The sequence below is a fragment of the Desulfovibrio sp. genome (assembly GCF_018379785.1).
Taxonomy (GTDB): Bacteria; Desulfobacterota; Desulfovibrionia; order Desulfovibrionales; family Desulfovibrionaceae; genus Desulfovibrio.
In genome coordinates this window covers 1-12893 of record NZ_JAGZUV010000078.1, presented here as the reverse complement: position 1 = coordinate 12893, position 12893 = coordinate 1, and the positions used below count along the sequence as shown (strand labels likewise).

At 60.9% G+C, this 12893-nt stretch carries 12 protein-coding genes; 3 read left to right on the top strand and 9 right to left on the bottom strand.

The window, feature by feature from the left end:
• Positions 1 to 88: 88 nt before the first annotated feature.
• Both KH208_RS13500 and KH208_RS13495 read right to left on the bottom strand, forming a co-directional pair.
• On the bottom strand, positions 89 to 739 hold the full coding sequence (locus tag KH208_RS13500) for a hypothetical protein (RefSeq protein WP_291437152.1): 651 nt from the start codon (positions 737 to 739) through the stop codon (positions 89 to 91).
• Positions 740 to 784: 45 nt separating this feature from the next.
• Complete coding sequence (locus KH208_RS13495) at positions 785 to 1285, bottom strand: hypothetical protein (RefSeq protein ID WP_291437149.1); 501 nt, start codon at positions 1283 to 1285, stop codon at positions 785 to 787.
• A 52-nt stretch (positions 1286 to 1337) separates the two neighbouring features.
• Here KH208_RS13495 and KH208_RS13490 point away from each other — a divergent pair, with 52 nt between their 5' ends.
• Positions 1338 to 1664: a hypothetical protein gene (locus KH208_RS13490; RefSeq protein ID WP_291437148.1), complete on the top strand. Its 327-nt coding sequence runs from the start codon at positions 1338 to 1340 to the stop codon at positions 1662 to 1664.
• Positions 1665 to 2074: 410 nt separating this feature from the next.
• Positions 2075 to 2413 (top strand): helix-turn-helix domain-containing protein, encoded by a 339-nt coding sequence (locus KH208_RS13485; RefSeq protein WP_291437154.1) that lies wholly within the window; start codon positions 2075 to 2077, stop codon positions 2411 to 2413.
• Here the strand turns inward: KH208_RS13485 and KH208_RS13480 are convergent.
• The 4 genes from KH208_RS13480 to glpA all read right to left on the bottom strand — a co-directional run bounded on the left by KH208_RS13480 (position 2376) and on the right by glpA (position 8130).
• Positions 2376 to 3575 carry a site-specific integrase gene (locus tag KH208_RS13480; protein WP_291437146.1) on the bottom strand — a complete coding sequence of 400 codons (1200 nt, stop codon included), beginning with the start codon at positions 3573 to 3575 and terminating at the stop codon, positions 2376 to 2378. The two genes, KH208_RS13485 and KH208_RS13480, sit on opposite strands and share 38 nt — an antisense overlap.
• A gap of 394 nt (positions 3576 to 3969) precedes the next feature.
• Positions 3970 to 5190: an anaerobic glycerol-3-phosphate dehydrogenase subunit C gene (locus KH208_RS13475; protein ID WP_291437144.1), complete on the bottom strand. Its 1221-nt coding sequence runs from the start codon at positions 5188 to 5190 to the stop codon at positions 3970 to 3972.
• Positions 5187 to 6494, bottom strand: coding sequence for an anaerobic glycerol-3-phosphate dehydrogenase subunit GlpB (gene glpB / locus KH208_RS13470; protein ID WP_291437142.1), 1308 nt, complete (start codon positions 6492 to 6494; stop codon positions 5187 to 5189). Before glpB ends, KH208_RS13475 begins: the two co-directional genes overlap by 4 nt.
• Complete coding sequence (gene glpA, locus KH208_RS13465; protein WP_291437140.1) at positions 6478 to 8130, bottom strand: anaerobic glycerol-3-phosphate dehydrogenase subunit GlpA; 1653 nt, start codon at positions 8128 to 8130, stop codon at positions 6478 to 6480. The genes glpB and glpA overlap by 17 nt, the downstream gene beginning before the upstream one ends.
• 243 nt (positions 8131 to 8373) lie before the next feature.
• Between glpA and KH208_RS13460 the strand changes: the two genes are divergently transcribed.
• Positions 8374 to 9153: an HAD-IIA family hydrolase gene (locus KH208_RS13460; RefSeq protein WP_291437138.1), complete on the top strand. Its 780-nt coding sequence runs from the start codon at positions 8374 to 8376 to the stop codon at positions 9151 to 9153.
• 153 nt (positions 9154 to 9306) lie between these two features.
• Here KH208_RS13460 and KH208_RS13455 read toward each other — a convergent pair whose 3' ends face one another.
• The 3 genes from KH208_RS13455 to KH208_RS13445 form a co-directional block, all read right to left on the bottom strand.
• Positions 9307 to 10596, bottom strand: a complete 1290-nt coding sequence (locus tag KH208_RS13455; RefSeq protein ID WP_291437137.1) for a TRAP transporter large permease — start codon at positions 10594 to 10596, stop codon at positions 9307 to 9309.
• A gap of 9 nt (positions 10597 to 10605) precedes the next feature.
• Positions 10606 to 11175: a TRAP transporter small permease gene (locus KH208_RS13450; RefSeq protein WP_291437136.1), complete on the bottom strand. Its 570-nt coding sequence runs from the start codon at positions 11173 to 11175 to the stop codon at positions 10606 to 10608.
• 141 nt (positions 11176 to 11316) lie between these two features.
• The gene (locus KH208_RS13445; protein WP_291437135.1) at positions 11317 to 12321 is read right to left on the bottom strand and encodes a TRAP transporter substrate-binding protein; all 1005 of its coding nucleotides are present in this window, start codon (positions 12319 to 12321) and stop codon (positions 11317 to 11319) included.
• Positions 12322 to 12893 lie beyond the last annotated feature (572 nt).

Below are 12893 nucleotides of genomic sequence, written 5' to 3'. Positions count from 1 at the left end.
GACATGCTCATTCCGTAACGCCCCGGTCATATCCACGTCCGCAGCGCGGCGCACCCGCTCAACGCTCATAGACCTGCCCATGGCAAATTCAATTCAGCAGCCCGCGCACCGTGTCGCCATAAACATCCACCTGCGCGTCCGGCACAGCCTCCCGAACGGCGCCGGGCCTGTTCAGAAGCGCGCTGATCACCACTCCGGCGCAAAGCAGCAGCATGACCAGCGCAAACACCCCCAGCACGGTCTTGTAATACGGCTTTGCCGGGGCCTCGCTCCTGACGCCCCGCGCCATGCGGCGCAGCAGCCGCCACAGCAGGCGCAGCCCGCCCAGCGCCGCCAGAGGAGCGAACAACAGGAACATCAAGAGCACGGATATCCCGTCAATGGTGCTGAAATTTCTCCCCACCAAGCTGGCTGCGCTTTTAAAAAAATTATTCAGGGTTACATCCATCTTTTCAACAAAATACAGTTTGTCATAGGGGACACGGAGCTGGCTCCATGGCGTTGTCTCACAGTCAAAGCTCATTCCATATCTCTTGTTGATTCTGATGCAATCTTGTTTAGACGATTCGCTCACTGTATCCAAGAAGGAAAAATCAAGATGGGAGTCAGTCATCATATTTATAGATCGGCTATAGCTGTTCATAAGCGTAAAAATACAGAACCCGCCCAAATAATAGAGCAGCAACGTGACGGACAAAAAATTTGCCATAGTCAGGTGAAATTTTGTTTCTTCCATCACAATGGTTCACCAGTAACTTCTATTTTATATTCGCATTAAACGTTATCACCCGCGCCCTTCCCCGGCTTTGCCGGTACTGCTCGCAACGCCTTTGTCCCCGACTCCGTCTACCAGCAGGCGGGCCGTCAGTTGCCGGTTCAAACGCCGTTCTTCCGCCAGTTCCCGCTCCATTTCCTGCATGCGCGCCTGCAATGCCTGCACGCCCTCATCGCTGTCATCCGCGCTGGCTGCGGGTGTGCCTCCTTCCTGGCCGTAGGGGTCGCCTTCGCCGGTCACAAGCCAACGAAGGGAGAAGCCCATTTTTTCAGAAATAAGCCAGCAATCTTCAGCGGATGGCCACTGTCCTTTTTTCCAAGCTCTAACTTTTCCGTCATGTCCATGACCAAGGAAGCGGGCAAAGCTCATCAGAGCTCGGCCACTATCATTTGTAGAAAAGTTTACGATAAATTTATCGTAAATAATATTAAATAGTTTTGTAAAATTTCTTTCCATTTCAAATTTTTTTCTTGATTTTAAGATCAATTTATTGAAACATCTATTCAACACATACTTGAAAACCTATCAACACCTCATAAACAGCCAATAGCAGAGGCCAGCCATGAACGCAATCTTGCCGCCACCCAGGCTAACCGCCGCCTCCGGGCGCGACCGTGACCGCATGGCCCGGCTGCGCGCCTTCCTCAAGGATCACGACATCCGCTATCCCGACATCGCCGAGCAACTGAAACCCATTGAGGGCAAGCCGCTCAGTCTCCAGCGCGTCCACGGCATGCTCTGCCGCAATGCCTACATGGAAAAGACCTTCCGTGACCGGCTGCTGGATCTGGGCTTTCCCGAAGACGTCCTGCCGCCGGAAAAACCCGTGGCCCGTTTCCCCGGCCTGACGGCCGGCCGGGATGAACGGCGCGACGCCGCCACGGCATAGCGGGGCAGGGCGATGAACCGGAAAACATTTGTGCCATGTGGAGAGAGCAGGGAATGGAAGGGACACAACAAAAACGCCCCCGGAACTGTCGTTACCAGCGCCGGGGGCAAACTCCAAAAGGAGCATTCGTATGCCCGAACACTATTTCACTCCGGCCCGGCCTGTCAAGAACGTGTGCTACATCCTGAAACTCGGGGCGGTCCGTATGCGCGTCCGGGCCACGCACAGGGCGATTTTAGAACTGCTGCCCATGCTGTGGCCCCAACGCACCGCAGCTCCGGAGGCACGGCCATGATGAAGTTGAGCATCTTTTTACTTTGGCTGGCTCTGGGCCTGTACGAGCAGGCCCGGCAATGGAAGCGCCTGGGCCGGATGGCCCGTGAATATGAAAAGGAGGTGCGCCCGTGATTATGCAGAGCGCTTTACCGGAAACCGGCGTCATTGTGGCCTCTCCCGAAAGCCTTCGCAGCATTGTCGCCCAGGGCGTGCGCGAGGGCGTGCGCCTGGCTCTGGCCGAAATGGGCAACGACAATCGCCCCATGACCGAGGCCGAGGCGGCGGAATACCTGCAAAAAACCAAGGGAAGCCTGCGGGTCTGGCGGTGCAGGGGAGTGGGGCCGCAGTTCTCCAAAGACGGCAAAAATATCTGGTATCGCAGAAAGGATCTGGACGACTATCTTGCGCGTAACCGCAAGCACACCATGAGCAGCATCACGACGCTGCAGGTTTGCCATGAAAAACAGAACTGATTTTATCCGCCGTGCCGCGCCGGGCGTTTTCCATCAGATGCGTGTACCGCTTGGTCATGGCCGTGCTGGTATGGCCCAGCAGATCGGCGAGGGAAAGCTCCCGCTCGCCCGCCATGGCCAGCCACGACGCGTATGTATGGCGCAGGGTGTGGAATACGACCTTTTGCCGCGCGTCGGTGATCCTTTCCGGAACCGTTTTTCCGTCGGGCATGCGTATCATGCGCCCGGTATTGTTGAGGCCCACGGCATCCACCGCGCGCTGAAACGTGCTGGACTTGGCCGACATGGCTTCACCGGAGCGGCCTGCGAAGAGCAGGTCGGAATGGTAGCCTCCCGGCAGATCCCGCAGCGCGGCCATCACATCCGGCGTCATGACGGCGTGGCGCGCGCGGCCGCTTTTGGATTCCCGGACATACAGCGTGCCGTCGTCAAAGTTGATGTCGCCATACGCCAGGGCCGCCACTTCGCCGAAGCGCAGGCCGCAGTGCAGGCTTATCAGGGCCATCAGCCAGGTCTGGCGGCTGCGCCTGCGCAGCTCTTCCAGCAGCAGGCGGGCTTCATCCGGCGTGAGGTAGCGTTGCCGGGCGTTGTTCGGCAGCGGCATGCGCACGGTCTGAAACGGGTCCGGTCCGTCATACAGGCCCCACATCCGCATACGGCGCATGACGCGGCGCACAAGACCGGCGGCAAGCCGGATGTATTGCGCGGAAAGCCCCTTGGCGCGCATGCCGCTCATCAGGCAGTCAATGCGGTACGGCGTCAATTCCTGCAAAGAGAGATGGCAGAAGTCCCGCAAATGACCCCCTATCAGAGATTCCTCGTTATGCGTGGGTTTTCCCTGCGCCTCCATCCAGTCCCGCTTGTAGCGTTCCCAGGCCTGGCCGAACGTGAGCGTCGGAATGTCTTCTTTGGGAGCAAGGTCCGCCGCTTCAGCGGGCACCGCATGCTCAGAGCGGGCCGCGTTGATGGTGCGCATGCGGATCTGATTGGCGAGAGCCGCGGTCATGCCGCCGCTGGCCCAGCCTACGGTCTTGCGCTGTCTTTTGCCTTGGGCGTCATAATAGTCTATGACGTAACCGATGTCCGACTTGCCGTTGTGCCTTCGTGTGCGGCTTTCAGAGGTGTACACACCCTGATATTTTGTCTTCGCGCGCTCTGCCATGTGGTGACCGTTTGGTGCCCATGCGGGGTTTCAGGTGACCGTTTGGTGTCTGTTGTCGCGTATCATGCGCAAACACTCGAAACATTTTTTCTAACGATTTCCATGTGTAATAATTGTTATATACCCTGCTCAACTGTAAACAGCAACCACCAAAGCGGCTACGAACCTGTAGGTCAGGAGTTCGAATCTCTTCGGGCGCACCATAAAATGTTCGAGAGTCCGGATATAATAATCCGGACTCTTTTCGTTTTGTCTGTGGTTTCGGCAAGATAAGCGACCACACATGCAGCCGCCGAACGGTTGTAAGTTTGACGGCCCGCATCCTCAATTGGGGAGGGTGCGGGCCGTCTTTTGAGCCGGGCAGAACATTTCTGGAATGGCTGTTTACAGCGTGTTACGCGGGACGCAGGGCCTCCAGGCGCTGACGGACGATGCTCACGGGGTGCAGGCAGGGCAGGCCGCTGCCGTGCAGAATCTGCACGCGGCAGGTGCCGCATTCGGAAGCGGCGATATGGGCCCCGCTTCCGCGCACGGCTTTGAACAGAGCCGCGCCGATCTCCTGGCCGATGTCGTATTTTTCCTTTTTGAAGCCGTAGCTGCCGGAGATGCCGCAGCAACCGGCATCGGCATTCCGGACCATGACGTCCGGCAGGCGGCGCAGCAGTTCCAGGCCCGGCAGGCCATTGCCCTGGGCGCGCAAATGGCAGGGCGCATGGTAGATGACGCGCAGTTCGGGCAGGCTGGCGCCGTCCGTTCCGGCGTCCAGTTGCAATTCACCGCGTTCCGCGCAGTCCAGCAGAAATTCCTGGGCGTCCTCCAGCGGGATAGCGCCGTGCTTTTCAGCCAGATCCGGAAAAAATTCCGGCAGGTCGGCCCGGAACATCAGGGCGCAGCTGGGGCAGCCCGTGATGACCGGAATGCCCTGTTCACGCCAGCGGGCCAGCGCGGCAAGGTTTCGGTCCGCATTGACGCGGGCGTCCTGCCAGAAGCCGTTGGCGATCATGGGCAGACCGCAACAGACGAAATCGTCCGGCACAATGACCTCGTACCCGGCCCTGTTCAGTGCCCAGACCATATCCAGGCCGGTACGGGGATCATACACGTCCACGTAGCAGCCCGGAAAAAAGACCGCTTTGCGCGGTTGGGCGGGCTGGCGGATATTGCGCATCTGTTGCCGGAAAGTCTGAGCGGCAAAGCGGGGCAGGGGAGCGCGCTTGTCGATGCCCAGGGCATCCAGCAACGCGCGGGTCACTGGGTTGAGCATGCCGAAGTTTTTGAGCCCGGCCGGGATCAGCCGCAGCCAGCGCGCCTGAAGTTCGCCGTGGGCCAGCACCCAGTCGCGCAGGCCGGGACTCTGCTGTTTGCACTGCTCGGCGCGGGCCAGCATGTTGATGCTGGACACGGGCACGTCGTGCGGGCAGGAAATGTCGCAGTTCTTGCAGTTGGCGCAATAGTGCAGAGAGGGGTCTTCCGCCAGGCCCAGCAGGCGGAAGCGTTCATAGGCCGGGCCGATCATGCGCGGGCCCAGGAACTTGGGCGTGGCTTCGGCCACCGGGCAGTGCACCACGCAGGTGGTGCAGGCGATGCATTTGTCGGGATTGATGCGTACGCTCATATGCGCTCTCCGGACGCCGGTCCGCCGGATTTTCCGGCAACGGCGGCAGCCATGCGGCCCGCCTGCCAGCCGGTGGCCACGGCGACGCCGTGGCCGCTTTTTTCGGTTGCGAAATCATAACCGCCGAGGCTGCGCCCGGCAAAGAAGACATTCTCCCAGCGGGACTGCCCGGCCTCGTCCAGGGGACGCATTTCGCCGTCCACCCGGACACCCAGACGTGAAAAGACATGGCTGCCGAAAATTTCCGGTTCGGACCACTCTGTGACGTCCGGCGGCACGGGAATATCCAGTCCGAACACGCTTTCGCGGACCTTGCCCGGCGCGAGTTCCACGCCTCCGCCCAGGATGCCGCCCGTGGCCAGCACAAAGGCCCGGGCCCTGTGGCGGCGTTCCTGCCCGGCTGCCAGAGCCACCAGCGCCGTACATTGCTTCCCGCTGGTTTCGGCGCGGATCAGCCGGGCGTTTTCCACCAGTTCAAAATCGTGGCGGCGCAGTTCGCCCAGCAACGCGTCCCGCAGACGCAGGCCGCCCACGCCCGGCGGGATGGAAAGCATTTCCACCAGCGGGCAGCCCACGGCCTGGCTGAGTTCATGCCAGACCGAGGCGTCGGCCCTGCTGCCGCAGACGGGCGGCAGCAACACGGCATCGCACTGCCCGGCCTGTTCCCGGAGGGCCCGGATCAACCAGTCCCGGCCCTGAGGCTTGTCCACCAGACGCGCCAGGTCCAGAGCGCTCAGGCCGCGATGGGTTTCGCCCAAGGGCGAGGGCAGCAAGATCTGGACAAAGTCCTTGTCCGCCCAGTCCTTATAACGGCGCAACTGGCTGACGATCAGCGCGGGGCGACAGTCGCGCAGGCCCCGTACGCCCGCCACCAGAATGCGCCTGGCCCTGGTCAGAGCCGCGGGGTTCAGACCGGCGGGCAAAAGATAACTCGGTTTGAGCGTGCCCATGATGGTGGGCAGCAGCGCGTTGCAGGGAGCGCCCTGCGGCGATACGGCCGTATGCAGGGGCCAGCCCTGTTCCACCGTGCATTGGCGCAGCATATCCAAGGCCGTCCGGATATTGCCCGCACCGAGCAGGCGGTAGGGATGCTCCGGCGGCAGAAGGTCCATGCCGTTCCAGGGATCGTCAAGCCGCCGTCCTCCGGCGTAGCCCAGCAGGTCCACGCAACCGCCGCTGATAGCCAGCGAGCCCATGCCGTCGGTCACCAGCCGCACGCTGCGCCCGTCCTGAGCGGCGGTCAGCGCGGCCATAAGCCCGGCCAGGCCGGAACCGGCCACAAGTACGTCAATTGTCCTGCTCATCCGCGGCTCCGTCCAAGTTGAGGGTTCCGGCGTATACGGCCCGTCCCAGCTCCATTTCGCGCGCCTGCGTGCCCCAGAGGGCTGGACGCAGGCCCCGCCAGCGCTCCTGCAGAAAACGCCGCACATTGTCCGTGGGTGAAAGCTCCAGAGGCACGCCGTGCTCCACCAGTGCGCCGATGGTCCGCAGGGAACAGAAAGTGCCCTGGCAGGTGCCCATGCCCAGGCGCGTGCGCAGCCGGATGTCGGACAGGGAGTGGGTGGAGGGATCGCGCGCCACACATTCGATTTCAGCCAGGCTGACCATTTCGCATTCGCAGAGCAGGGGGTTGCCGTCACTCCCGCCGGCATGTTCCTGTTCGGCCTGCGTTTCCGCCAGTCCGGCCAGTTCCGCCTGTTGCAGCACGGCAGGCAGATCGTCGCCGAGCCGGTCCGCCATGAGGGTGAGCCCCCGCATGGGGAAATAACGGGCCGCGCGGCGCAGCACGGCTTTATCGGGATCGGGCACCAGCGCTTCATCCGCCGTGCGGCAGGGCACATGCACGCCGAGTCTGGCGCAGACGTTGTCGCTGACGCGTTCGGCCATGAGCCGGTAGGTGGTCAGCTTGCCGCCGAAGATGGACACCACGCCCTCCAGGCCCTGCTCCGCGTGGTCCACCACATGGAAATTGCGGCTGGCCTTGCGCCCCGCCGCATTTCCCGGGGTGTACAGAGGCCGCGTGCCCGCGAAGGCCCGCAGGATGCGGTATTGGCGTACCGCCGGGAAAAGCGGTTCGCCCAGATCCAGCAGGCGCAGCACTTCTCCATAGGTGGGCGTGGTGTCGTCGGGCCGGTCCGTGGGCGTGGATGTGGTGCCGAGAATGGTGATGGAGCCGTGGGGCACGAAAATATCGCCGTCAGCGCCGGGATGCAGGCGGTTGACCACGCGCGAGGTAAAGCGGTGATTGAAGACAATGAGCGTGCCCCGGTCCGGGGAAACAGCCACATCCAGACCGGCCAGCCCGGCAATGCGGCCCGACCAGGAACCGGCGGCGTTGACCACGCTCTGACAGGAAATTTCCACCATTTCGCCGCTGATGCGGTCAAGAGCCGTTACGCCGCAGACTGTGCCGTTACTCTGATGGATGGCCGTGACCTCGTGATAGGTCAGCACCCGGCCGCCGTAACGCTTGGCGGACATGGCGTTGTGCAGTACCAGGCGAAAGCCGTCCACACAGGAATCCGGCACACGGAAGACGCGCCGGATGTCAGGCGCGAGATTGGGTTCCAGACGCAGGGCTTCTGCCACGTCCAGCTCCCGCGCGTCGATGCCCGCCTTGTGGCAGGCCTCGGCCCAGGGAGCCACGTAGGCCGGATCGTCACCGGGCGTCAGTGCGAAAAAGCCTTCGGTTTCCTCCACACACTGTCTGCCGATACGCCGCACAATCATGTTTTCTTCAATGCACTCGCGCGCGGATTCGTTGTCATTGACAGCATAACGGCCCCCGCTGTGGAGCAGGCCGTGAAAACGGGAGCTGGTGCCGTGGGCAAGGCCGCCCTGTTCCAGCAGAACGGCGGGCACGCCGCGCATGCACAGATCGCGCAGCGTGCCCATGCCGGTAGCGCCGCCGCCGATGACGACAACCGTGGTTTCCAGCATGGGGCCTCCTGATATTTCCATTTCGCCGTGGCCGCGTCCGTAACGGGCGTTGTCTTCCCGGCAATGGCTTCAGTACAACATAAACAAATCCAAATAAAAATTTTCATTCTTTTGCCGCTGTTCGTCAAGGGTCGGGCATTGCCCCAATGGACAGTCAGCGGAGAAAGCGTCCGCCGAAGGGAACCCCTCTATTCTTGCCAAGACGGCCGAACGCGGCTATCTCCTTGGAAAAAAAGGAAGCATATGGACTGGTCGCGGAAACGCTGTGTCGTCCTGGACATGGACGGCACGGTTTATCTCGGGCATATCCCCATCAAGGGCGCTGTCGGTTTTATCCAAAATCACTGGCAAGATCTGGACTTTTTCTTTTTGAGCAACAATACCTCCAAATCGCCGCAGACCTATGAGGACAAGCTCAACGGCATGGGCATTCCGGCGCGCGGGGAATTGCTGCTCTCACCCGTGACGCCCCTGGTGGATTTTTTGCGGGCGCGAGGCATCAACCGGGCTTATCCCGTGGGCAACAGCGATTTTCAACAGGATCTGCGTCAACGCATGCCCGAACTTCAACAGGTGGAGGAGGGCGCGCAGGCCGTGATTCTGGCCTATGACACGGAGCTGACCTACCACAAGCTGGCCCGTTCAGCCTTGTTGTTGCAAAAACCCGAAACCCTGTTTCTGGCTACCCATCCGGACATGGTCTGTCCCTCTCCGGAGGGGCCGTTGCCTGACGTGGGCAGCATGATCGAACTCTATGCCACGGCCACGGGCCGCCGTCCGCAGCATATTTTCGGCAAACCCGACCCGACCGTGCTGGCCCCTCTGCTGCGGCGTTACGCCAAAGAGGAAATGGTTATGGTGGGCGATCGCCTGAGCACGGACAAGAAACTGGCCGAAAACGCGGGCATTGATTTTATTCTGGTGCTCAGCGGCGAAGCCACGCGCGAAGACCTGGCAAAGGAGGAGCGCCAGCCCACTCTGGTGCTGGAGGATCTCGGGCAGGCCGAACGGGACTGGCGCTGAATGTCCACCGCTCGGAAGCCGCTTGAAAAATCAGGGCCATCCGTTTGTGGGCGGTTCTCTGTCTCAGTCGCTTCGCTTCTTCGACCGACTAAAGCCTTAAATCGAAAGCCGCCCCTTCACAGGGGCGGCTTTTCTGTGCGGGCTCGCGGCGGCTTATTTTCCGCCCATGAGCCAGTCGAGCGGAATAAGCGAGAGTTTGGGGAAGAAGAGCAGCAGGAAGAGCATGACCACTTCCACCAGAATGAAGGGGACCAGATTGCGGATCAGCTGGGTGATCTTGATGTTGCCGATGCCGCACACCACATAAAGCACCGTGCCCACGGGCGGTGTGATCACGCCGATGCCCAGGTTCAGGATGAAAAGCAGGCCGAAATAGTAGGGGTCGATACCGGCCTGGGTGATGAGCGGATAGAACACCGGCGCGAAGATCAGGATGTTGGGCGTGAGGTCCATGACCATGCCGATGAGGAAAAGAAAGACGTTGATGCACAACAGCAGCAGAATGGGGCTGTCGATGAGCGGCGAAAAGAGCGCCGTCATCTGATTGGGAATCTGGGCGATGGTGATGAACCAGCCCACGGCCGTGGCCGTGGCCACGATGAGCATGACCACCGAAGTGGTTGTGGCCGCCCGCGCGCTGACGCGCAGCAATTCGCGGAAGGAAAGCTCGCGATAGTAAAGCACGCAGACCACAATGGCGTAAATGGCCGCGAAGGCGCCGCCTTCGGTGGGCGTGAAAACGCCGAAGCGGATGCCGCCCAGCAGGAGCACGGGCATGAGGAAGGCGGGCGTGGAGTCGATCAGGATCTTCCACTTTTCCTCACGGGTGAAGGTGATGGTCTCGTTGTAGCCGTCCTTGCGCACCACAAAGAACCAGACCACCATCAGCGCCAGGCCGATCAAAATGCCCGGGACCAGGCCGATCATGAACAGTTTGGTGATGGAAAGGCCGCTGATGGTGGCGCCGAGCAGAATGAAGTTGGTGCTGGGGGGAATAATGGGGCCCAGAATGGCCCCGGAGGCAATGACGGCCCCGGCGCGCCCCGGCTTGTAGCCCACTTCCTTCATCATGGGCAGCAAAAGACCGCCCAGAGCGGCGGCCTCGCCCACGGAACTGCCCATGAGACCCGCGAAAATGATGCTGGCCACCACGGCCGCATAGCCCAGGCCGCCGCGCACCCGGCCGATCATCAGCTGGGCCAGTTGCACCACGCGCTTGGAAAGTCCGCCCGCGGCCATGATTTCACCGGCAAAGACAAAGAAGGGAATGGCCATCAGCGGGTAGTTGTTGGCCCCGTCCAGCATGCTGCCGGGAATGATCATGGCGTCCCACATGCCGGAGTGCCACATGAGCACCATGGCACAGAGCACCAGCACCAGGCAGATGGGAATGCCGAAGGCCAGGAAGAAGAACAGGGTGCCGAGAAAGATGAAAAGTTCCACGTTCTCCCCCTATGCCTTGGTGAAAGAGGATGCCGGACGACGGATGAGAGCCACGAGGTCGCGCACCTGCATGAGCAGGGCCGCGAAGGCCATGATGGGCAGTGTGCCGTTGATCAGGGCCATGTTCACATTGGTGGCCACGGAATAGGTATCCAGGGTCTGGAGCACGTTGATCACGCCGCCGTAGAGCAGAAGGCCCATGGCGACCATGCCCAGGAGCGTGGCGGCGATGTCCACGTATTTGCGGGCTGCGCCGTGCAGCAGGTCCACGAACATGTCCACGGCAATGTGTTTTTTGTGGTAAAAAGCCTCAATGGCCCCGAAGAACGTGATGTAGATGAAGAGAAAGCGCGCCCATTCCTCGCTGGGGGGATAGCTGGAGGAAAAGACGTAGCGCAGAAAAGCGTTGTAAAAGACCAGACCGATCATGCCGAGGAAGATGACGGCGCAAAAAATCTCGAAAAGCAGGCGGCCGAGGGGTTCGGACTGCGCTTTGCCGTGATCCGCATGCGGATCACACGGCTTGCCGGCGTCCGTCCCGGACGCCGGTGGAAGGTTTTGCTGTGTCTCGTCGTGCATACTGACCTCTGCGGGAACAATGCCCTGACGGAAAATGGACCTGTACGAAAAAATTCAGTGCTGCGGGCCTTCCCGCCGAACGTGTCGCGCGACGGGCCGGAAGCCGTACGCCCCCGGCCCGCGTTACATCGTGCCGACTTGCTACTTGGCCTGACGATAGCTGGCGGCGCTGTCCAGAATTTCCTGGGCATTGGGCACCGTGTCGTAAAAGAGCTTCCAGCTGCGCTTGCCGGCTTCCGCCATGTAGTCGTGGAATTCCTTGCTGGGCGTGGTGATATGACCGTTGGCCGCGATGATGGTCTGCTTGGCCTTTTCGTCGCCCTCGGCCACCATCTTCCAGATGTCGTCGGCGGAGCGCTTGGCGGCTTCGTCAATCCATTTGCGGTCCTGTTCGGGCAGGGACTTGTAGAATTTTTCGTTGATGTACAGGGAGTGGATCACCAGGATGTGGCCGGTGAGGGTGATCTCAGGGGTGATCTCGTACATCTTCAGGCTCACGATGTCGGCCAGCGGGCTGTCGCCGCCGTCGATGACGCCCTGGTCAAGCGCGCCGGGCACTTCGGCGAAGGGCATGGGCTGGCCGCTGATGCCGCATTCCTTGGCGAAATTGGTGTACAGGGGGATGTTGGGCACACGCATGCGCAGGCCCTTGAGGTCGGCGATGGTTTTCACCGGCTTTTTGGTGTAAAAGTGGCGGAAACCAAGGGGAAAGGCGTTGAGGGTACGCAGGCCGGACTTTTCGGTGAAGCCCTGGTTGATCAGCTCAAAGGTTTTGCCTTCCATGGCGCGACGGGCATGGTCCAGATCGTCGTAGAGCATGGGAGTTTCCAACATGGCCATGGCCGGATGCAGCGCCGAGGTCTGCGTGCCGGTGGCGCACATCTGAATAATGCCCTTACGGGTGGCGGCGATGTAGGCGTCTTCCTTGCCGAGCTGGCTGTTGGGGAAGACCTGCACTTCATATTTGCCGTTGGAAAGTTCCGCCAGATATTTGCCGAACTGATGCATGCCGATGGTTTCCGGCTCGCCTTCCGGCTTCATGCCAGCGATTTTGATCACGGTTTTGGCATCGGCCGACGGCGCCATGCCCAGCGCCATGCCGCAGATGAGGCCGAATGCCACAAAGAGCGCAATAATGCGTTTCATCAGAGATCCTCCTGTTGGTTTGGAATCCTTGTCTGTTCCCGTACATATCCCGCGTTGGCCGTCAGCGGCGCTTTACGTCGCCCGGCGGACGTGCGTCATGACACAACCGTGCCGCTACAGTCGCCAAATCGGCGGCGTCCGGCACATTCCGTCCGGGCGCGGCGGCGGGCATGCCCCCATGCCGTCCTCGATGCGCCCGTTATCCGGCGTTATCCGCTTGGGTAAAACTTACTTGACGTGGCCGATAAAATTCAATGTTTTTTTTCACAAAATTTTGCTTGGACCGGAAATGCGCGGCCCGCGCGGTTCGGAGCTGATCGCGAGACAGCTTGGTTCAGGCGGATTTTCCCGCCATGCCGCGCGACAAGACGGCGGACGGCAGAAACGCAGCGTCCCTGCCCATGAGAGGCAAGACCTTGGGGACATACTTATTTTTCGGAGGTGAGGATTTGCCGATACCGAGCGTGCCTTAAACTAGGGTAGCGATAGAAATGGCACTACTGACATGAGGGGGAATTTCCCAGCGCGCCCGCGTGGGCCGTGGGTTTGTGGCCGCTACAGGGCAAAAACAA